Source organism: Pedobacter sp. MC2016-05, from assembly GCF_026239735.1.
GTDB lineage: Bacteria > Bacteroidota > Bacteroidia > Sphingobacteriales > Sphingobacteriaceae > Pedobacter.
This window is the reverse complement of record NZ_JAPIVT010000004.1, coordinates 257,021-277,727: the sequence shown is the minus strand read 5'-3', so window position 1 is coordinate 277,727 and position 20,707 is coordinate 257,021. Positions and strand designations below refer to the sequence as shown.

Here is a 20,707-nt window from a genome sequence, read left to right as displayed (position 1 = left end):
ATGTTTTCTTTTTGAAAACCTTAGCTAAATCTATTAATACTTTTCTTCCAAAACTACCTCAACGGCAATCACCTTCCATTCGCCGCCTAAATTTCTCCATTGGTAAATTTCTTCCGTTTGTATGGTTTGCTTTTTCGAAAAAACCAATAAGTTAGGTTTAAAAATTACCGACTTCCGGGCAATTTTCTCCGTAAAAATTTCATTTTCTATAGATGATTTAATGCGGTAATGGCTCGTTTCTATGCTTTTTGCTCGCCTAAAAAAACCTTGGATCTCAGCCTTATAATCACGAAGATTTAAAGTTTTATAATCCGATCCGGTAAATTGAAAAGAAGGATCAAATACTTGGAAATAAGTATCGCCATCTTTTAACTGCATGGCCTGATCTGCTTTTTTATGTAAGGCATCAATTGCTGAAATAATTAAATCCGTTTCCATGGCATGAAGTTAAAGGTTTGCTTTTTGTTTTCAAACATTAGATGAAAGCATAAAAGGCATTCCACAAAAAAAGCCACCAATATGTTGGTGGCTTAATCATCTCAAATTAATTTTTCATCCGGCCTTGTTCGGCTTCCAAACCTGTACTTCTATTACGGGCAGGTTTTATCTCGTTTTTACCAAATCGGTAGGTAAACGTTAAACTTACCGATTGTCTATCATTCAGTCCATAAAGAGTGTAATAAAGTCCAGGAAATGCACTTCTGATATTATTAATCTGCGTATTGAAAATATCGTTAGCAGCTAGCTTTAAACTTGCCTTTTTCGCTAAAAATGTTTTGCTTATCCCCGCATCAAAGCCGTAACGTGTTCTAATTTCCATCACCCCAAAAGTAACCGGACTATCGTAGCTGAAATTAAGTTCGGCTGCTAAGCCTGGCTGAATTTTAAAGCTATGTTGCGATTTAAACTGGAAAGAGGTACTCTTATTATCTAACGATTGCCCGGCAATGTCGGGCGTTTTAAACCTGATGTGAAACATGTTTAAATTATTATTGCTACTCCACCATTTAGTAAAATTTACAGGAGCATTTAATACCAATGAATATGCGTTTTGAGTGGCGATATTTTGATTGGTTTGGTACAGCGCCTGCTTTTCGTTATCCGGAAGAATTACCTCTGTAATCACATCGGTAGTTTTACTATAATTCAATGTGGCCGAATACTTTTTCTTAAGCAAATAAGTGAATTCAATATTATTGGTGTACTGCGGATTCAAAAATGGGTTGCCCTGGCTGTAAGTATATTGGTCTAAAAAGTAAACAAAAGGATTCAAAGCATCGTAACTTGGTCGGTCGATTCTACGACTGTAGGAAAGACTGATATCATTATTCTTGTTCAATGTTTGGTTAATAAAAACACTTGGAAAAAAATCAAGATATTCTCGTTCTATAATTTTATTGGTCGTAATTGAATTGCCTTTCGAGCTGGTTTGTTCTGCCCTCAACCCCAGCTGAATACTGGTTGTTTTAAACTGTTTATTAAAATTAACATAAGCTGCATTTACATTTTCATCATATACAAATTGGTTGCTAAGCAAAGCATTGTTTTGCCAATTGTTGTTCAAAAATTGCTCAGCAATTAAATTGTTATCGGTAGTTACCCAACTGCTTTTTAAACCCGCTTCTAACTTCATTTGTTTTTTCAAAGGCAATGCGTAATCAACCTTGAAAGCCTTGATATTAATAACCGATGGTGTGATGTTTCTGGTAACTACTGTTGGCCTGATCAGGCTACCGTTATTAAAAAAGTAGTCGCTTACATAATCTGCATCATCATTTCCTTTATATCTTCCATAATCCAAATCAATGGTAATTTCCTGCCCTGCGGTATCAAGAACAGATTTGTAATTTAAATTGTAGGATAGGTTGTTGTACTTATTTCTAATCACATTATTGGCCAAAACCGAAGAATCTTGTTGGGTAAACGAACCACCAATTCGGGTTGCATTAACCGAGTTTTCGATATTACTTCCTTCGTAACCTGTTACCAAAACACCAAGCGTATTATTTTTATTGATGAAATAATCTGCGCCAACTTTAAAATTCTGTCCATGATTTTTTTTGCTAAAATCACTGCGTTGAGAGAAGTAACGGTTGCTAGGCGAAACATTTGCAATCCTGTCTATCTCCATAAAAGTCTCTCGGTCTCTCTGGTAATAGTTATAGTTTCCAAACAGATTTAATGATTTCGTACGATGGTTTAAGCTGCCGCCTGCACTAGATCTAAATTTTTTCCCCCTGCCCAAAGCCCCGGTTAAACTTCCGTTTGTTCCACCCCCTTTATTTTTTTTGGTTTTAATATTGATAATTCCAGAGTTGCCGGCGGCATCATATTTAGCTGATGGATTCGTAATCAATTCGATAGTTTCTATTTCCGAACTTTGCATTCCTCTCAACAAATTAGCTACGTCGCCGCTACTCATGTAAGTCTGTTTCCCATCTATTTGAATCAGTACGCCTTGTTTACCTTGCATCGAAATGTTGTCGTTCTGATCTACATTTACCCCAGGCGCTTTCTGTAATAACTCGAGTGCGGTAGAACCAGAAGCGATAGAACTGCTGGCCACATTCATTACCGTTCTATCCATTTTGCGTTCTACTAATGGAACGTCTGCGGCAACAGTTACTTCTTTTAAATTTTGAGTGGTAGATACCAGTTGAACGGTACCAAAATCAATTTGTTGATCATCGCCCAATGTTTCTACTTTACTTTTGTAAACTTTATAACCCATATTACTGGCTTTGTAAAAGTAATTTCCTTTGCTTGAAACTGAAAAACCGAAACTGCCATTTTGATCTGTCAGGGCAGTTTTTACAATGCTCGAATCAGTTGCTTTGTAAAGAACAACAGTTACGAAGTCAGCGGGCTTTTTTGTTTCATCAACAATTTTTCCTGTAATATTAAATTTCGTATCGGTTTGTGCATTAACAGATAACGCTGAAAACGCAGCGAAAATGAGGAATGATATTTTGTAAAAAAGTTTCATTTTTATGGGTATTAGTTTTTAAAAAATCAGGACAAAGAAATTCCACGCGACTGGTTAGACGCCCTTTTATTTTGCCTTATTATTTAAAGTTTAGCTTGGGAAACGAACGGTTTCCGTTGTTTAGTTATCAGTAAGACGATGGTTTTTAAAAAAGGTTACATGAGGAAGAAAAAAAGTAAGAATGAAGTATTTCTGTTGACCATTTAATGTTAGAAAGTCAAAGGCAGAATTAGGTGGCAACAGTAGCCCTGCCATCCACTACAATCTTTTAAATTGATTGTTTACTGTAAACGAAAGCGTAATTAATTTAAAAGGATTTTCGTTTCTGTCAGGCTTAATGAACGAAGAGCGTTGCATAAAAAAACCGCAGATGAACAGAAAAATCTGCAAATCTGCGGCGTCAACTTTAAAAATGAATTTTTATTTTACACCCAACACATCTACACCCTGTTCAAAAACAACATCAACAGGAATGTTTTTTCTGGTTAAGCGATCTAAATCTTTTTGCAATTCTGAGGAAATTACAGCTTTTTCCTTTTGCGCTTTTTCAACAGCAACTTTATCTCCATTACCCTGCAAAGTGATGATGAATGCGCTCAATTCATTCATTGCGGTGGCAAACTTTTCGTAGTTAACTTTATAGGTTCCTTTATCGGTACGCTCAAAAGCACCTTTTTGTTGGAAGTAATTGAAACATTGCATATTGGCTTTTCCATGTGCTTCAGATACGCCAAACCTTACTGATCTTAAAATCCCAGCCATGAAGGTGGTGTAATAATCTTTAATATCGCCAGATAACTCACCTTTTTTTAGTAAACCTGTTACCATATATAAACCTAAAACATCGGCTTTGCCTTCTTCAAGCCAGCTGTATTGTTCTTTCAGCGCTTCACGAACAAAGCCTTTTCCAGTAACCGTTTTTTTAATGCCTAAACCATGAGCTACCTCGTGAAACATGACGTTGGCGAAAAAAGCATCAAACTTGATATATTTTTGCTGGTCAGCATCAATTAATTCTTTAGAGATAGGAACAAGGATCTTATCAAATTTAGCTTGCATCGCATTTTTCAATTGTGATCTGCGTGTGCCTTTTTCCTGCTGAATTTTTTCATCATTAGGCAGATTTACAGCAATGGTTTTCGAACCGGCATTACAATCTCCTGCGTAATAAACGACATCATATGCATTCAATTCTGACTCTGTTCCCGGCGTTTCTGTTTTATACTTGGCTGCAACTGGTAAGTTTTTTTGCAGTTCAGGAAGCATTTTTACATACTTAGCTAAGCGCTTACTCCATTCTTTGTCTTTAATTAAAACATAAGCTTCATAGCTGGTGCGGGCATTAAAAAGTTTATCCTCATAATTCTCAATCGGGCCAATAATGATGTCAAGTCCGTTGGTTTTCATATCCAACCAGGCATAATCGCTAGCGGTAAAATTATCAGTGACTAAAGCATCAGCCCTTAAATTCAAATACTTTTTTAAGCCTGCATCTTCGGCAATTAAAGCAGCTTGTTTTAAAAGCGAACTTGCTTTTTGCAATTCGGCAGCAAATAAAACATGATAAGGAACAGTGATTAATTTACCTGCAGTATCTTTTTGAATCACCGAATATGCGCCATATTTATCTTTCAAGTCAGATTTTTCAATTTCTTCTTTCGTGATCCCGTAAGGATAAAAAGAAGCACCTTCTGGCTTGGCGCCAACACCAGCAACAAAAGGTTTTTCATTGTTCAGCCTATCCCACGGACCATAATTTATGTTTACAAATTCCCTGGTTTTTTCGTCCTTAATTGTGGCCATCAAACTGTCGCGTTGCGGATAGGCTTGTTTCCAGTACAAGTCGTCCATAATTTCTGCCGCCTGAATAAGCAAAGGCAAAATTTTTCGATCGTTAACGCTTAAATCGTTAATGTTACTTGTTAGCTTAACGCGTTCGTAAATTGGAAGTCTTTGCGCTACATATTCATTTAAGCTATCTCTTTCTACTACGATACCATTATCGGTATTACTTTTGGTGTTACCAGTGCAACCCGACAGGAACAATGTTCCAGTAATTGCGAGCGAAAAGTATATAGTAGATTTGTATAATTTGTTCATATTTAATAGATATGGGTGCTAAATTAGTAAAATTTAAAAGCATTGTATAAAGTTTGATGCATTGGAAATAGTTTCCCATAACTTTGTAACTTCAACAATCAACAAAATCAAAACATGTCATCATTTAACTTCCCTAAATATTCTCCAGTTTTAGTTACGGCACTTATAGTTTTCCTTTCTTCGTGTGGATCTAATAAATATACAGCAACTGAAAAAGTTTATAAAACGAAAGCCAAAGATTTCTCGAAAATTATCAGCAGCACTCCACCCGCAAGGCAGCTTTACGATTCTTTAAGTGCAGCAAATCAAACCTGGGTTGGTTCTGTAAACTTTGGCATACGCAAACCCAACTTTGTAGTTATCCATCACACGGCTCAAGATAGTTTAAACCAAACCATCAAAACCTTCCACTCTACCAGGGCAGGAACAAGCGCTCACTATGTAATCAGTAGAGATGGGAAAGTTGTACACATGGTTAATGATTATCTTCGTGCAAACCATGCAGGCGTAAGCAAATGGGGTAAGGATACGGATTTGAATTCTTCATCCATCGGTATTGAATTAGATAATAATGGTATTGGCGATGTTTGGCAAGATGCACAAATTAACAGCTTGCTTAAATTACTTGCGACCTTGAAGAAAACCTATAATATTCCAACAGCGAACTTCATTGGCCATGCCGATATTGCACCTGGTCGTAAAAATGATCCAAGAAATTTCCCCTGGAAAAAGCTAGCGGATAAAGGATTTGGCTTTTGGTATGATGATGTGCTGAAGAATCCACCGGCAGATTTCGATACAGAAAAAGCGCTAAAATACATTGGTTACAGTACTGCAAACTTACCTGCAGCAATCGAAGCCTTTAAAATCCATTTCATTCAAACTGATATTACTAAGACTTTAACACCAGTTGATATTTTGGTGCTGTACAATGTTTATACAAAGTATTAAGACATTCGCAAAAATGCAAGTTGCTCGTGTCGGCAGCCTTATTTCATTTAAACTTTGCAAAGGAGTGGATACACTTTTATTCTGCGTTTCCTTTGAAATTTTCAATTGCAATAAGCATAAAAAAAACACGGATGAATCTGTGCTCATCCGTGTTGATTTGTGGTTAAAAAAGCGTTGATTAATTGGGCTTCTTAAAAGTATCCTTTAGTGTCACCGTTCTATTGAAAACCAATTGATCTGCGGTTGAATCTTTATCCAGACAAAAATATCCTTTACGAATAAACTGATAACGGCTATCTAAATCTGCATCAGCAAGGGCTGGCTCGATATATGCAGTCGGTAAAACCGTTAAACTTTCCGGGTTTAAATAGTCCTTAAAATCACCTTCTTCAGCATCTGGGGTTTCGGATGTAAACAAACGGTCGTACAAACGAATTTCTGCTGTTTTTGCATGTTGTGCACTCACCCAATGGATGGTTCCTTTTACGTTTATCCCGCTGGTATCATTTCCACTTTTCGATTCAGGAATATAAGTACAATGGATTTCTGTAACGTTTCCCTTTTCATCTTTCACAAAATCTTCGCACTTCACAATGTAAGCGAACTTTAAACGAACCATTGCCCCAGGTGCCAAACGGAACCATTTCTTCGCTGGAACTTCCATAAAATCTTCACGCTCAATCCAAAGCTCATTGCTAAACGGAATCACACGAGTACCACCGTGATCTTCAGCTTCTGGATTGTTTTCGCCAATTAAATCTTCAGTACCTTTTTCATAATTGGTAATGATTAATTTAATGGGATCTAAAACCGCCATCACTCGGTTAGCAGTTTTATTTAAATCCTCACGGATACAAAACTCCAACAAGCTTAGTTCAATTAAATTCTCACGTTTCGCAATACCAATACGTTCGCAAAATTCACGTACACTTTTTGGCGTAAAGCCTCTTCTGCGTAAACCCGAAATAGTAGGCATGCGTGGGTCGTCCCATCCGTTAACCAAATTTTCATTAACCAGTTGCAGCAGCTTGCGTTTACTCATTACTGTGGAAGTAAGGTTTAAACGAGCAAATTCATATTGCTTAGATGGGAATATTTCTAACTGTTCTATAAACCAATCGTATAGTTCACGGTGCGAAACATACTCCAAGGTACAAATTGAATGGGTAATATTTTCTATACTATCACTCTGTCCATGCGCAAAATCATACATGGGGTAAATGCACCATTTGTTGCCCGTGCGGTGATGTTCTGCATGTTTAATGCGGTAAACAATTGGGTCACGCATTAACATATTCGGACTAGCCATATCGATCTTCGCCCGCAAGGTGTAAGCGCCATCCGGAAATTCGCCGCTTTTCATTCTTCCGAAGATATCAAGATTTTCCGCTATGCTTCTATTGCGATAAGGGCTATCTTGGCCAGGTTCTGTAGGTGTGCCTTTTAAAGCTGCAATCGCATCTGCCGTACTTTCATCAACGTAAGCTAAACCTTTTTCGATAAGCTTAACTGCAAATGCGTATAATTGATCAAAATAATCTGAAGCGTATAATTCATTTTTCCAATTAAAACCCAGCCATTTGATGTCTTCCTGCTGACTGTTTACGTATTCTGTTTTTTCCGTAACCGGATTGGTATCATCAAAACGAAGGTTGGTGTAACCGCCGTATTTTTGTGTTAGTCCGAAGTTTAAGCATATCGCTTTGGCATGGCCAATATGTAAGTATCCATTCGGTTCTGGCGGAAAACGCGTAACCAATGTTTTATACTTGCCACTATTCAGATCGTTCTCAACAATTTCTTCAATAAAGTTCAATGACTTCTCTTCACTCATAAAAACCTGTAAATTAGGAATGCAAATGTAAAAAGATTGAGCGGAATTAGGTAATGATTAAAAAATAGATTAGGGGACTGGAGAATAGTGAATTGGAAATCGGTTGGGCGCTTGTTTCTATTTCTTATTTGATTCAATCGAGGTTGAAATTGGAAATAGGTGGCCTTGTGCCTCTCACCTACTTCCCGTTTCCCATTCCCATTTCCCTAAACCCTATTTCCATAAAAGAAAATTCGATACATTTACCTCAACTTAATATTCAGTATGAGCAAAGTATTAAACCGACCGATACGCGTTCTGGTTGCCAAAGTAGGCCTTGATGGTCATGACAGAGGGGCTAAAGTGATCGCCACTTCACTTCGTGATGCAGGAATGGAAGTGATTTATACCGGCCTGCGCCAGACACCAGAAATGGTGGTAAATACGGCTTTGCAGGAAGATGTTGATGCCATTGGAATTTCCATATTATCTGGAGCCCACATGACGGTTTTTCCAAAAATTATTCACTTTATGAAAGAAAAACAACTTGATGATGTATTATTAACTGGTGGAGGAATTATCCCGGAAGGTGATCGAAAAAAACTCTCTGAGTTGGGTGTTGGAGAATTATTTCCTCCTGGAACAACTATGGCAAGCATTGTAGAGTATATTAAAAATTGGGTTTTAGAAAATAGAAATTTTTAAGTTATGGCATATCAGAATCTAATATCAGAAATAAAAGAGAACATCTTATACGTTACCATCAACAGGGAAAAGGCTTTAAATGCATTGAATAAAGATACTTTGGATGAATTAGCCGAGGTGATAAAATTTGCGGGAGAAACTGATGAGGTAAAAGGGGTAATTTTAACTGGTTCTGGCGAAAAAGCTTTCGTTGCCGGAGCAGATATTAAAGAGTTTTCAGATTATAGCAGTAAACAAGGTGAGGAGTTAGCACGAACAGGTCAGCAAAATGTTTTTAATGCGATTGAAAATTCGTCGAAACCATTTATTGCAGCCATTAATGGTTTTGCTTTAGGCGGCGGATTGGAACTGGCAATGGCTTGCCATATGCGTGTTGCGGCGGATACGGCTAAACTAGGCTTGCCAGAAGTTACTTTAGGCCTGATTCCGGGTTACGGGGGGTCACAGCGTTTAACGCAATTGGTTGGTAAAGGCAAAGCTATTGAATTAATTACCACGGCCAACTTAATCAACGCTGTTGATGCGGAAAAAATTGGGCTTGTTAATTACGCTGTGCCGTTGTCTGATCTCATTAGCAAATCGACAGAAATTTTGAACCTGATAAAACAACGTGCGCCTCTGGCCATTGCTGCGGCAATTAAATCAGTAAATGCATCCCTTACCGGGAGTAATGGTTACAATGTTGAAATCGAAGAGTTTGGAAAATGTTTTGAGACTTCCGATTTCAAAGAAGGCGTTTCCGCTTTTCTAGAAAAGCGGAAAGCTAACTTCCTCGGGAAGTAGTAAAATTGCATGATTAATTCGATAGTGCATTAAAATAAGTGTAGAAAATATTTCCCAAATCAATTTATTTTGAGTAATTGTGTAATACTATTCTACGCTCCTTAAATACATTCTTTCTCCCGATTATTATAGAGCTTTAGATAGTGTAAAAACAGATGATGCTAACGAAAAAAAGATTCTGATAGATGATGAAGTAAACATTGGTTTATTATTATCTAAGTTTCTTACAAGGACTGGGGTTTAGGTGGCAAACGCCATTAGCAGCGGTTCTGCGTTAGATATAATGACGAATGAAGAGTTTGAACTGGTTTTATGCGATTACCGCCTGGACGATACAGACGGAAGGGGATTTTAATAAAATAAAGGAGAATTACCCAATTCCGGCGTGATTATCATTATCGGATACTCAGATATCAAATTAACGGTCGAGCTCATTAAATTAGCGGCCTACGATTATATGACAAAACCGCTATATCCTGATGAGATTTTAAATACCAGCAATAAAGCTTTTTGAGACAGAAAGAGCCCTCAACGAAAACAAAGGCAGGCCCGGAAAAAAAACATGAAACAAAATCTGATTATGTAAATTACACCGAATATAATAATGGTCAAAGCGAGGTTTCGGCCACTTTCCTAAACAAATTCAGTTAATTGCGCCAACATCTTATAACATTATTTTAACAGGTGAAAGTGGTACTGGGAAAGAGTGTGTAGTCAAAACAATCCATTTAAATAGTTTGAGAATAAATAAGCCCTTTGTAGCGATGGATTGCGGTTCGTTAACTAAAGAATTTGCCGGGAGTGGGTTTTTTGGTCATGAGAAAGCATCATTTACCGGTGTGCTCTACACTAAAATTGGGCACTTTGAGCAGATGGAGGTAGGTTATTCTTAGTTGAAATAGGTAACTTATCTTACGAAATTCAAGCCATCTTGCTCAAAACGGTACAAGAAAGAAAAGTTAAACGTATTGGCAGTACTAAAGAAATTGATTTAGATGTCCGAATTATTGTGTCTACAAACTAAAATTTGGCCGACAATATTGGTAAGGGGACGTTCAGAGAGGAATTATACCATCGCTTTAATAAATTTTCTATCCATCTCCCTTCCTTAAAAAAACAAGGAAATGATATCCTAATCTTTGCCGATAAGTTTTTAGCAGTGGCAAATCAAGTACTTAATAAAAACATTATGGGTTTTAGTGAAGGCGTTAAAAATTGTTTCCTCAATTACAGCTGGCCAGGAAATGTAAGGGAACTTAAAAATGTAATCCGCGGGGTTTCATTGTTAACTGATGGAAATGAAATTCAGGTTGATGTATTGCTTTTGGAGCTTTCAAACTAGGCCGGGGATTTCGATCGCGAAAAGGTTTTCAAACAAATTAAATCAAAGCATAGCGATAAGCCCAAGGACTTGAAAAATGCTGCGCAAGAAGCAGAGTATGACACTATTCTTAGCGTTTTAAAAAGAAACAAATTTCAATAAAACAAAAGCAGCCCAAATCTTAAACATCGATAGAAAAACGCTATACAATAAAATCAAGGAGATAAAGATTGAAGATCAGGAATAATCTTTTCATAGGCTAAAACAAAACCCAACTTTTTGCTATTAAGAGAATACCAAACATCACTTTATGTCGGTATTTTCATTTAAGCAACGCAATAACATCAACCTCGTTATTATTATAGCGCTTGGACTTTTAATTGCGTATTCTTTACAAGCAATTTTTAGCGCAATTCTGAGTACTTTAGTACTATACACCATCATGCGGCCAGCTTATATTCACCTCGCTGAAGTGAAAAGATGGAATAAAAGGTTAGTAGCTATTTTTCTAATCGTGATCAGTATTTTACTGATTGTGCTACCATTTTATGCGTTAAGCAGCATGGTAATTAGTAAAATATCAGAGCTTAGAAACAACGAAATATTTTTTAAAAATATATTAGTTAAACTTCAGCATTTAGTTCCCTTTAATATCAATCAAGATGTGATTCAAGATGGATTAAATCGGCTGGGGAATTGGGCAACAGAGTTATTTCCTTCCTTAATTTCAAGTGCTGTAAATATTATACTAAGCCTTTTAGTGATGTACTTTTTACTATACTTCATGCTCATCGAACGCCAAACTTTTGAGCGATCTTTAATTAAATACGCACCTCTTAGAGAACAAAATGCACTGCGTTTTGGCGATGAAATGCGAAATACAACTTATGCAAACGTATTGGGGCAGGGTTTAATTTGTCTGGTACAGGGTTCGTTGGTAAGTTTATCTTTTTACATTTTGGGTTACAAAGATCCCATATTCTGGGGGGTAATTACCACTTTCATATCTTTCGTCCCCATTCTGGGGCCGCCTGTAGTTTTTGTGCCAGCGGCTATCCTGCAAATTGCAAACGGAAATAACTTCGCTGGGTGGGCAATGCTAATTTTCGGCTTTGTTGTTATCATTAACATCGATAATGTACTTCGATTCATCATTGCAAAAAAAGTTGGCAACATTCACCCCATAATCACAGTAATTGGCGTAATTATTGGTATCCCATTATTTGGAATTTTAGGACTCGTTTTTGGTCCGCTATTATTATCTTATTTTATTTTGCTTGTTAAGATTTACGAAACCAGTACGCTCGCATCAGAAAGATTGGAAAGAATTAAAACAAATAATGAGCTTAATGAGTTATAATTTATAGCTTAACAATAATGTAATATAGTATTTCTTATATTGTGAATGTTAAACCCTTAAAATAATTAATTATGAATGATAACTCAAAAGTAGTAGTTGCTCTTTTAGCAGGATTAGCTGCTGGTGCCGCTTTAGGTATCTTATTTGCACCAGATAAAGGTGACGAAACCCGTGACAAATTAAGCCAATCGTTAAAAGATCTTGGAGATTCTATTAAAGATAAGGCTGCGGATGAGATTAATAACTTATCAAGTTTAAAGGATAAAGTTGTTAGTTCAATTAAAACAAAATTAAGAAGTGTTGAAGACGAGTACAGTGACGACGTTGAACACGCATAATAATAATAAATAATTGGGCGCTTCGGGCGCCCATTTAAATTCCATCTAAAACTATGCAAGAAAATAAAGAAAAAAGTATTGAAGACCTTGTTGAAGACGCCAAAGGCTTTTTGGAAGCAAGAGTTGAATATACAAGACTTTACCTTGTAGAAAAGGTATCAAAAATATTTGCCGATTTAGTTACAAATACTGCTGTAATTGTATGTTTTATATTGGCATTTTTATTTGGCAGTGTAACTCTGGCTCTTTTCTTATCAGATGTTTTGGGAAGTTATACACGAGGATTTGGTTGTGTATCGGGGATATATCTTTTGTTAGCGGTTATCGTTTATTTAACTAAAGACAAATACATTGAAAAAGCTATTATTAATGTAGCCATTACAAAATATTTCGACAAACTTGCAGATAAGGAGGAAGAAGATGAGAAAGTATAACATCAGAACTTTAGAGGATTTGCAAGCAGCTAAGTTGGAGTTGAAAGTGGAATATACACTTAAACAAAACATGCTCAAAAACGATGGTAAGATCTTTTTAAAACAGTTTACACTCGGTGCACTCATCAAGAAGTTTGCAACACCAAGCAATTTGTTTAAGGCTGATGAGAAGTTGAACATCAGTGGCACAGCAATGTCGCTCCTGTTGCCAATGTTTATGAACAAAACAATTTTCCGAAGTGCTGGCTTTTTAACTAAAGCTGCTGTTGGTTTAGTGTCAGGAAAAGTAGGAAAATCATTAGATGCTGAGCATTTATCAGCGATCTTTAACTCTGTTAAAGGTTGGTTTGGAAAAAAGAAGGAACAGAAATCAAAGAAATTTATAGATTATGGCATACCGCCAGATAGTGAAACCTATTAATATTGAGCCTCATATTTGAAATATGAGGCTTTATTTTTTTAAAAAATTCATACTTTTAGGTGTAGCGTAATGATGCTATCAATCGTTACCAATGAAACAAAATTTATGAAAAAATTAATACTCTTGCTCGCCATCTGCTTAACACTTTCTTGCAAAAAGGATTTGGATAAGAAACTTTCCAGTAAAAATTGGCGTGTTGAATCGGTTACGGTAAGCCCGGCAATGACATCCGGAAACAAAACCAGTACAAACTATTTAGAGCTTATGGGGCCTCAAAGTTGTGCTGCGACCACTATACTAACATTTTCTGACAAAGGCATATTTACATCAGGTTCGAATGGTGCGTTATGCGATTTATTTTATGATCCGAATAGTAAACCAGTAACTTGGACCAGGGAAGGCGAGCAAATCATCATTTCCTCTTCACCACAATCGCCATTCACATTAAAGGGTAATAAATTAACCCGAACGACAACTACCACATCAGCCGGTGGCACCGTTTATACTTTTGAATATGTCTACAAAGCCCAATAATTTACAAATTTTGATGGTATGCCTGGGGAATATTTGCCGATCTCCTTTGGCTGAGGGCATTATGAAACACCTTGCAAAGCAAAAAGGTCTAAATTGGGAAATTGCATCGGCGGGAACTGGCGATTGGCATATAGGAAAAGCGCCAGATAATAGAAGCGTGGCTGCTGCTAAATTTTTGGGTTATGATATTAGCCGTCAAAGAGCGCAACAGTTTAACCACAATATGTTTATCCAATATGATTTGATCTTGGTTATGGATCGCAATAATTTAGCAGATGTAAAGCGTTTAGCTAGAACAGATGATGAGCGCCAAAAGGTTAAACTTTTCTTAGCAGAGGATGAGGTAACAGATCCGTATTGGGATAACGACCTTTTTGGGCCGGTTTGTAATCAAGTTGAAGAAAGATGTAAAGAAATTATCAAACAACTTTCTTAATTTTACAACTGAAACGACCCTAACCAAACCCATTGCTATGAAGAAGATTATTCCTTTTTGCGTATTAGTTACCTTAATATTTCTCACTCAAAGTTTCTCCATCGATAAAAAGATAGAAAGAGTTTTAGTTTTCTCGAAAACAAAAGGCTTTAGGCACAACTCCATAAGTGATGGGAAAACTGCAATTACAAAACTTGGCAATCAGCACCATTTTTTAGTTGACACCACCGAAAATGCAGCACAGTTTACTGAAAATAATCTTAAAAAATACGCGGCCGTAATTTTCTTAAATACCACTGGCGATGTTTTGGATGATCAGCAACAGGTTGCATTTGAGCATTATATTCAGGCTGGCGGCGGCTATGTAGGAATCCATGCCGCAACAGATACAGAATACGATTGGCCTTGGTATGGCAAGTTGGCTGGAGCTTACTTTATTAGTCACCCAGCGGTTCAGGAAGCTAGATTTATTGTTAAAGACCGTAAACATGCAGCAACCCGTTTTCTTCAGGATTCGGTTTGGATGCACAAGGACGAACTTTACAACTTTAAAGATATCAACCCGGGTATCAACGTCTTGTTAACCATTGATGAAAATTCATATAATGGCGGTAAAAACGGAAAGTTTCATCCATTTAGTTGGTATCATGATTACGATGGGGGTAAATCTTTTTATACTTCAATGGGGCATACCAAAGAAACCTGGACAGATTATATGTTTTTAAAACATCTATACGGTGGAATTTTATATGCTATGGGTAGAAAAAGCTAATAGATTAATAAATACAGCCGCACATTCGCAATTGATTTAATTCATATTACGAATCTGCGGCTTGAATATTTAGATTGTAAAACCTTAATAAAACAACTGCGATAATACATTTGTTGCTGATGGTGCTGCAGGTTTTAATGCAGTAAACTTCGATAACTGTGCTACCGTCAAAATCGTTCCTAAATTAGATTTTAAACCAGAAACCAGTTTGCCAACTTTTGTTTTTGCTGCAGTAGGGTTGGTTTTTTGAGTAGCTAAGGCTGTTGCTTTTTGCACTAAAAAATCTTTAACTAGTGAGGTAACTGTTGGTTTTTGTGCAGGCGTTAAGGTTTACGCTGGAGTAAGTTTTCCTAATATCCCAGATGTTAAACTGTTAATATCTAAACCAGAAGCCGCGGCAGCCGAACCACTTTACTCAATATACTTTGGGCATTCGATGCACCATTCAGGCTAAACATCAGCGTAGCCAAAATCAATAATTTCTTCATTTATAACATTATGTTTAGTGTAAAGCGAAGATATACTTTTTACACATTCAAAGAATATTATTATTAGGTCTGGGATCTTTTACGTTAACTAAATAGATGTATTTGAGCATACAAAACGCTGCTACTGCTCCAAAGCTATGCCATAGAAAGTGAGTGCCGATTTGTAATATTTCCCATTTGTCGGCTATCCGAAATGTAAGTGCAAAAATAAATGCCAATAAAGCAAAACCCACCCATTTTCCGTTTCTCCAACCTGTTTTTAACAAGTAGCCAAAAACTGGAAATAATACTAACGCAGCCATTAAAGCATAGTTAATATTGATAAAAATCTGGAAATCGCCATCAGCAAATAGTTTTCGTACATAAAACTGGAAAAAGGCATATAGCAATATGATAAGTACAGCGAAATACCATTTAGTTAATTTGGCTAAAAAATATACGCCAGCAGAAAGGCAGAGCAGCATTATCGGCATCCAATCCATCATGATAAAAATTGGCCACCGCCTAAAAGCATGATAAGTGGTGCCTCCAATTCCTCCGATGTAAAGCGAAACTAAAGCAAGACTGAGAAAAGTATGTTGTTTAAATTTACCCCAAACTTTGAAAGTCCAAAATATAGCGATACATAAAAAGAAACAGCTTGTAATAGCATTAAGTGGTTCGGGAAACAAGTTGTTCAAATTGGTTTCCGTATAGATGGTGCCGCCATCAAGGGGATTTTGAAAAATAGCCATCATCGTGTTAAGTTTAATATGCAATTTGCAGTTATAAAATCAAATACTCCTATGTTTTGTGATTAGTGTTTCAGTAAAAAAATTGCGACTAAAGTTTAATCGTTTGAAATTCCAAAACAGATTTAATGCTGTTTTTTGAAAAATGACAAACTTTTTCTTTTGAGCCATGTTGAAATTATAACATCAAATCAATAAAAACATGAAAACTACAACAGCAACCGCAGAGGTATTAAACGACCTAATTGAAATTAATAACGACCGTATCGAAGGTTATGAAAAAGCCCGTACAGAACTGAAAGATAGCGATGCAGATTTGAAATCATTATTTTTAAGTATGATTGAGGAGAGCCAGAAATATAAAATGGCTTTGGCAACAGAAGTAGCTGCATTTGGTGAAGACATTGAAACAGGAACAACTAATTCTGGAAAAATTTACAGAGCGTGGATGGATGTTAAAGCCTTATTTACAGGTCACGATCGCAAAACGGTGCTAAACAATTGTGAGTTTGGAGAAGATGCAGCTCAGAATGCATATAAAATGGCTCTGGAAGAAGAAGACCTTCCGGCAAATATCAGGGAATTGATTTCGGATCAGAAAGCGGCTTTAAGAGTTTCACACGATGAAATCAAAAGATTACGCGATTCCCAAGCGTAAGTTAGCTTTAGTCAAATGAGAAAAACCACCCGATAATTTATCAGGTGGTTTTATTTTTTATATCTGGTTACGCTTCCAATTCCCTGTCTAAATGTTCGGTAACCCGTTGAATGGTATTATCAATCGTGTTACTTAAAATGGTTAAGTAAGAACCTTTCTTTGCATTATCAATCGCTATTTGTAAACACTCTGTGCTTTTGTTATTGATGATTATCTCTTTATTTGGATCAACTTCTTGAATTCCTTTCACTAACAAATCAACCAATTCCTGCTGCAGTCTTCCTCGTAGATATTTCTCCTGGCAGATGTAGATTTTATCAAACATTTGTGCTGAGATACGAGCTGTTTCGATGATGTCCTCATCTCTTCTGTCGCCAGTTCCAGAAATAATACCTACATGCTCTGTTGATTCTACGCTTTGTAAATAAGCCTTCACGCCGTTAAATCCATCAGGATTGTGGGCAAAATCTACCAAAACTTTAAAGTCTTTGAATCTGAAAACATTCATTCTTCCAGGGGTATGTGCCGCCGACGGAATGAAGGTTTCTAATGATAAACGAATATCTTCAGGTTTGTAGCCCCACAAGTAGGCCGCAAGGGTTGCTGCCAAAACATTTTGGATCATAAAGTTAACCGATCCGCCGAATGTTAAAGGAATATGCGTGGCTTTATCAACTCTTAGTTTCCAATCACCCGTTTTAATGGTGATGAATCCATTTTCGTAAATAGCTGCAATTCCACCTTTTTTGCAATGATCTTTAATAACTGGATTGTTTTCATCCATACTAAAGTAAGCCACATTACAACGGGCGTCTCTGGCAATTTTTACACAATAACCATTATCAGCATTTAATACTGCCCAACCTTTTCGGCGAACGGCTCCGATAACTACCGCTTTTACACGGGTTAAATCATCCAGGTTATGAATATCGGAAATACCCAAATGATCTTCCTGAATATTAGTAACAACGCCAATGTCGCAAGCATTAAACCCTAATCCGGCTCTCAAGATACCGCCACGGGCAGTTTCTAAAACAGCAAATTCAACAGTCGGGTCTTTTAAAATAAATTCTGCACTTATTGGTCCAGTTGTGTCACCTTTCATCAACATCGTGTTGTGAACGTAAACTCCATCGCTGGTAGTAAAACCAACCCGCTTACCATTACTTCTAATAATGTGAGCTATCAAACGAGTGGTGGTGGTCTTTCCGTTCGTGCCGGTTACAGCGATGATAGGGATTTGCGATAATCTGCCCTGTGGATAAAGCATGTCAACCACTGAAGCAGCTACATTTCGCGGCAATCCTTCACTTGGAGCCAGGTGCATCCGGAAGCCCGGTGCCGCATTCACTTCCAATACAACCCCACCATTTTCCGTAAGTGGTTGTGTCAGGTTTTGCGCCATGATATCAATTCCACAGATATCTAAGCCAATCACCCTCGAAATTCTTTCGCAAATGAAAATATTTTGAGGATGAACAATATCGGTCACATCAATCGATGTTCCTCCTGTGCTTAAGTTTGCAGTCGATTTTAAGTAAACCACCTCGCCTTTTTCTGGAATGGTTTCCAGTGTGTATTCTTTTTTAGCAAGTAAATCTAGGGTGTCACGATCTACAGAAATCTCTGTTAATACGTTTTCATGGCCATAGCCACGACGAGGATCTTCATTTTCCTTATCAATTAATTCTTGAATGGTATGAATCCCGTTACCTTTTACATGGGCAGGATCGCGTTGTGCTGCGGCAACTACTTTATGGTCAATTACCAAAACACGAAAATCATAGCCGGTGATGAATTTCTCAATAATTACACGGCGAGAATAAGTTTTGGCATACTCGAAAGCTGCTTTAGCGGCCTCCATTGTCTTTACATTTATGGTTGCGCCTTTGCCATGATTTCCATCGAGTGGTTTAAAAACCAAAGGAAAACCAACCTTATTTACTGAAGCTTCCAGGTCATCAGGATTAGCGATTGTAACGCCTGATGCCACTGGAATGGCTGCCTCGGTTAATAAACGTTTAGTTTCTTCTTTATTGCTGGCTATATCCACAGCGATGCTGCTGGTTTTTTCGGTCATGGTAGCTCTAAAACGAACCTGATTTTTACCGTAACCCAATTGCACCAACGAACTTTTATTTAAACGGATCCATGGAATATTTCTGCTTACCGCCTCCTGAACAATTGACCCAGTACTTGGACCTAAAGCTTCAAGCTCACGGATTTCTTTCATCCTTCTGATGTCATGTTCCAGATCATACTCTTCATTGTTAATTAGCGCTTCAGCAATTCTAACTGCCGCTTCTGCTGCATAAACGCCGACTTTCTCTTCCAGATAACTGAATACGACATTGTAAATTCCTTCGGTTTTAGTTTGGCGTGTACGCCCAAATCCTGTTTCCATGCCGGCAATGGTTTGAATTTCCAATGCAATATGTTCAATAACATGGCCCATCCAAGTGCCTTCTTTTACTCTGGAGAAAAAACCACCTTCCACACCTTTGGAGCATCGATGTGTAAACATACTCGGCAATAGTTTTTCAATGCGCTCACTGAAACCTTCAATTGTATTAGTTGGCCGTTGTTCCAGCTCCTCTAAATCCAGGCGCATTTGGATAAGTTTTTTTCTGCTAATAGACCAGATATTTGGCCCTCTTAATACTTGTATGTTCGATATCTTCATGTAATATTTTGTCGTTTTTTTAGTTAATCTAGCGTTGGGATGGCCTTTTTAAATCAATTTTAAGGAATAAAATTGATGATTGTAAATTATACATTTATTTTGGAAATTGACACCACAAATAGCTAAATCAAAATAAAACGCTATTTGTTTTATTTCAGCGAAAAGAATAGCCAATTTATTAAGATTTATTTCAACTAATGTTAACAATTAAGTAATTATTGACAAAAAAAGTCGTGTTTTTTATCTTAAGCTGATATATTTGGGCTTTTTGATACATTACTAATACACAAAGAATGGTTCCAAGAGGCAAACTTATCATCATTGGTGGAGCAATAAACACGGGCAGCTTTGCAGAAACGCAATTCGGTTTACCAGAGAACATGAATTTTTTTGAGCGTGGGATTTTAAAGAGAATCACTACCGAATCAGTTAAAGATATTGAATCACGCTTCGAAATTATTACTACTGCTTCTTTAATGCCTGAGAAAGTTGGCGAAGAATATATCAAAGCTTATGCGCAATTAGATGTTCATAATGTTGGTGTCTTAAATATTACCAATCGTGAGGAAGCAAACTCTGATGAAAATTATGCAAGAATTGCAGCTGCTGAGGTTATTATTTTTACTGGTGGCGATCAATTAAGACTTTCATCAATATTCGGAGGAACAAAAATTCATCAAATTCTCTTAGAGAAATATAAAAACGAAGCAGTTGTAATTGCAGGCACGTCTGCAGGAGCGGCAGCAAGTTCAAAAAACATGATTTACCAGGGAAGTAGCAAGGATGCGTTATTAAAAGGTGAAGTTAAAATTACTGGTGGTTTAGGTTTTATTGATGATGTAATTGTGGATACGCATTTTGTTCAACGCGGAAGGATTGGACGTTTATTATACGCTGCAGCCAGTAATCCAGGTATCTTGGGTATAGGTTTGGGCGAAGATACGGGTCTTTTTATTTCAGATGGACATGTAATGGAAGCTATAGGATCTGGGATGGTAATTTTGGTAGATGGCCGCCAAATGGCCGATACCAATTTAACAGACGTAGAAATGGGGCAGCCTGTATCGATAAAAAATATGGTTGTACATGTAATGTGCGATGGTGATGTGTACGACTTAACTGACCATAGTTTGGTGATCCATCATCCAAAAGTGATCCCGGTAGGTTAAATAAGTATTTAGTTGAGCGTTTTC

21 protein-coding genes and 1 pseudogene are annotated in these 20,707 nt (G+C 37.1%); 15 read left to right on the top strand and 7 right to left on the bottom strand.

The features are described from left to right. Nucleotides 1–33: 33 nt before the first annotated feature. The 3 genes from OQZ33_RS08525 to OQZ33_RS08515 all read right to left on the bottom strand — a co-directional run bounded on the left by OQZ33_RS08525 (nucleotide 34) and on the right by OQZ33_RS08515 (nucleotide 5,086). On the bottom strand, nucleotides 34–438 hold the full coding sequence (locus OQZ33_RS08525; protein WP_265798617.1) for a hypothetical protein: 405 nt from the start codon (nucleotides 436–438) through the stop codon (nucleotides 34–36). Nucleotides 439–544: 106 nt separating this feature from the next. Beyond that, nucleotides 545–2,986 (bottom strand): outer membrane beta-barrel protein, encoded by a 2,442-nt coding sequence (locus tag OQZ33_RS08520; protein WP_265798616.1) that lies wholly within the window; start codon nucleotides 2,984–2,986, stop codon nucleotides 545–547. A gap of 420 nt (nucleotides 2,987–3,406) precedes the next feature. After that, a complete protein-coding gene (locus OQZ33_RS08515) occupies nucleotides 3,407–5,086 on the bottom strand; it encodes a dipeptidyl-peptidase 3 family protein (RefSeq protein WP_265798615.1) in 1,680 nt (559 codons plus the stop codon). Between the two features lie 114 nt (nucleotides 5,087–5,200). On the opposite strand from OQZ33_RS08515, the gene OQZ33_RS08510 reads away from it, so the two are divergent. Further along, complete coding sequence (locus tag OQZ33_RS08510) at nucleotides 5,201–6,037, top strand: N-acetylmuramoyl-L-alanine amidase (RefSeq protein ID WP_265798614.1); 837 nt, start codon at nucleotides 5,201–5,203, stop codon at nucleotides 6,035–6,037. A gap of 178 nt (nucleotides 6,038–6,215) precedes the next feature. Here the strand turns inward: OQZ33_RS08510 and OQZ33_RS08505 are convergent, their stop codons facing one another. Continuing rightward, nucleotides 6,216–7,871 carry a glutamine--tRNA ligase/YqeY domain fusion protein gene (locus OQZ33_RS08505; RefSeq protein ID WP_265798613.1) on the bottom strand — a complete coding sequence of 552 codons (1,656 nt, stop codon included), beginning with the start codon at nucleotides 7,869–7,871 and terminating at the stop codon, nucleotides 6,216–6,218. A 264-nt stretch (nucleotides 7,872–8,135) separates the two neighbouring features. Here OQZ33_RS08505 and OQZ33_RS08500 point away from each other — a divergent pair, with 264 nt between their 5' ends. The 12 genes and pseudogenes from OQZ33_RS08500 (at nucleotide 8,136) to OQZ33_RS08440 (ending at nucleotide 14,954) form a co-directional block, all read left to right on the top strand. Then, a complete protein-coding gene (locus OQZ33_RS08500; protein ID WP_265798612.1) occupies nucleotides 8,136–8,555 on the top strand; it encodes a cobalamin B12-binding domain-containing protein in 420 nt (139 codons plus the stop codon). 3 nt (nucleotides 8,556–8,558) lie between these two features. Further along, the gene (locus OQZ33_RS08495) at nucleotides 8,559–9,338 is read left to right on the top strand and encodes an enoyl-CoA hydratase/isomerase family protein (RefSeq protein ID WP_265798611.1); all 780 of its coding nucleotides are present in this window, start codon (nucleotides 8,559–8,561) and stop codon (nucleotides 9,336–9,338) included. Between the two features lie 641 nt (nucleotides 9,339–9,979). Continuing rightward, nucleotides 9,980–10,362: pseudogene (locus OQZ33_RS08490) on the top strand (sigma 54-interacting transcriptional regulator). A 3-nt stretch (nucleotides 10,363–10,365) separates the two neighbouring features. Beyond that, nucleotides 10,366–10,680: a hypothetical protein gene (locus OQZ33_RS08480; protein WP_265798609.1), complete on the top strand. Its 315-nt coding sequence runs from the start codon at nucleotides 10,366–10,368 to the stop codon at nucleotides 10,678–10,680. 157 nt (nucleotides 10,681–10,837) lie between these two features. Beyond that, a complete protein-coding gene (locus tag OQZ33_RS24280) occupies nucleotides 10,838–10,906 on the top strand; it encodes a hypothetical protein (protein WP_265798629.1) in 69 nt (22 codons plus the stop codon). A 63-nt stretch (nucleotides 10,907–10,969) separates the two neighbouring features. Further along, nucleotides 10,970–12,019 (top strand): AI-2E family transporter, encoded by a 1,050-nt coding sequence (locus tag OQZ33_RS08470; protein ID WP_265798608.1) that lies wholly within the window; start codon nucleotides 10,970–10,972, stop codon nucleotides 12,017–12,019. A gap of 71 nt (nucleotides 12,020–12,090) precedes the next feature. Further along, on the top strand, nucleotides 12,091–12,357 hold the full coding sequence (locus tag OQZ33_RS08465; RefSeq protein WP_056848231.1) for a YtxH domain-containing protein: 267 nt from the start codon (nucleotides 12,091–12,093) through the stop codon (nucleotides 12,355–12,357). Nucleotides 12,358–12,410: 53 nt separating this feature from the next. Then, on the top strand, nucleotides 12,411–12,791 hold the full coding sequence (locus OQZ33_RS08460; RefSeq protein WP_056848232.1) for a phage holin family protein: 381 nt from the start codon (nucleotides 12,411–12,413) through the stop codon (nucleotides 12,789–12,791). Then, nucleotides 12,778–13,212, top strand: a complete 435-nt coding sequence (locus tag OQZ33_RS08455) for a hypothetical protein (protein ID WP_265798607.1) — start codon at nucleotides 12,778–12,780, stop codon at nucleotides 13,210–13,212. The genes OQZ33_RS08460 and OQZ33_RS08455 overlap by 14 nt, the downstream gene beginning before the upstream one ends. 105 nt (nucleotides 13,213–13,317) lie before the next feature. Further along, entirely contained in the window at nucleotides 13,318–13,746 is a 429-nt protein-coding gene (locus OQZ33_RS08450) for a hypothetical protein (RefSeq protein ID WP_265798606.1), read from the top strand. Further along, on the top strand, nucleotides 13,727–14,182 hold the full coding sequence (locus OQZ33_RS08445) for a low molecular weight protein-tyrosine-phosphatase (protein ID WP_265798605.1): 456 nt from the start codon (nucleotides 13,727–13,729) through the stop codon (nucleotides 14,180–14,182). Before OQZ33_RS08450 ends, OQZ33_RS08445 begins: the two co-directional genes overlap by 20 nt. Nucleotides 14,183–14,219: 37 nt before the next feature. Further along, a complete protein-coding gene (locus OQZ33_RS08440) occupies nucleotides 14,220–14,954 on the top strand; it encodes a ThuA domain-containing protein (RefSeq protein WP_265798604.1) in 735 nt (244 codons plus the stop codon). 84 nt (nucleotides 14,955–15,038) lie between these two features. Here the strand turns inward: OQZ33_RS08440 and OQZ33_RS08435 are convergent, their stop codons facing one another. Both OQZ33_RS08435 and OQZ33_RS08430 read right to left on the bottom strand, forming a co-directional pair. Next, on the bottom strand, nucleotides 15,039–15,230 hold the full coding sequence (locus OQZ33_RS08435) for a hypothetical protein (RefSeq protein WP_265798603.1): 192 nt from the start codon (nucleotides 15,228–15,230) through the stop codon (nucleotides 15,039–15,041). Nucleotides 15,231–15,489: 259 nt separating this feature from the next. Beyond that, complete coding sequence (locus tag OQZ33_RS08430; RefSeq protein WP_265798602.1) at nucleotides 15,490–16,179, bottom strand: hypothetical protein; 690 nt, start codon at nucleotides 16,177–16,179, stop codon at nucleotides 15,490–15,492. A 196-nt stretch (nucleotides 16,180–16,375) separates the two neighbouring features. On the opposite strand from OQZ33_RS08430, the gene OQZ33_RS08425 reads away from it, so the two are divergent. Further along, nucleotides 16,376–16,831, top strand: a complete 456-nt coding sequence (locus OQZ33_RS08425; RefSeq protein WP_265798601.1) for a PA2169 family four-helix-bundle protein — start codon at nucleotides 16,376–16,378, stop codon at nucleotides 16,829–16,831. A 67-nt stretch (nucleotides 16,832–16,898) separates the two neighbouring features. On the opposite strand, the gene cphA is transcribed toward OQZ33_RS08425, so the two are convergent. Then, complete coding sequence (cphA, locus tag OQZ33_RS08420; RefSeq protein ID WP_265798600.1) at nucleotides 16,899–19,514, bottom strand: cyanophycin synthetase; 2,616 nt, start codon at nucleotides 19,512–19,514, stop codon at nucleotides 16,899–16,901. Between the two features lie 293 nt (nucleotides 19,515–19,807). Here cphA and OQZ33_RS08415 point away from each other — a divergent pair, with 293 nt between their 5' ends. Next, nucleotides 19,808–20,683: a cyanophycinase gene (locus tag OQZ33_RS08415; protein WP_265798599.1), complete on the top strand. Its 876-nt coding sequence runs from the start codon at nucleotides 19,808–19,810 to the stop codon at nucleotides 20,681–20,683. Nucleotides 20,684–20,707: the final 24 nt, after the last annotated feature.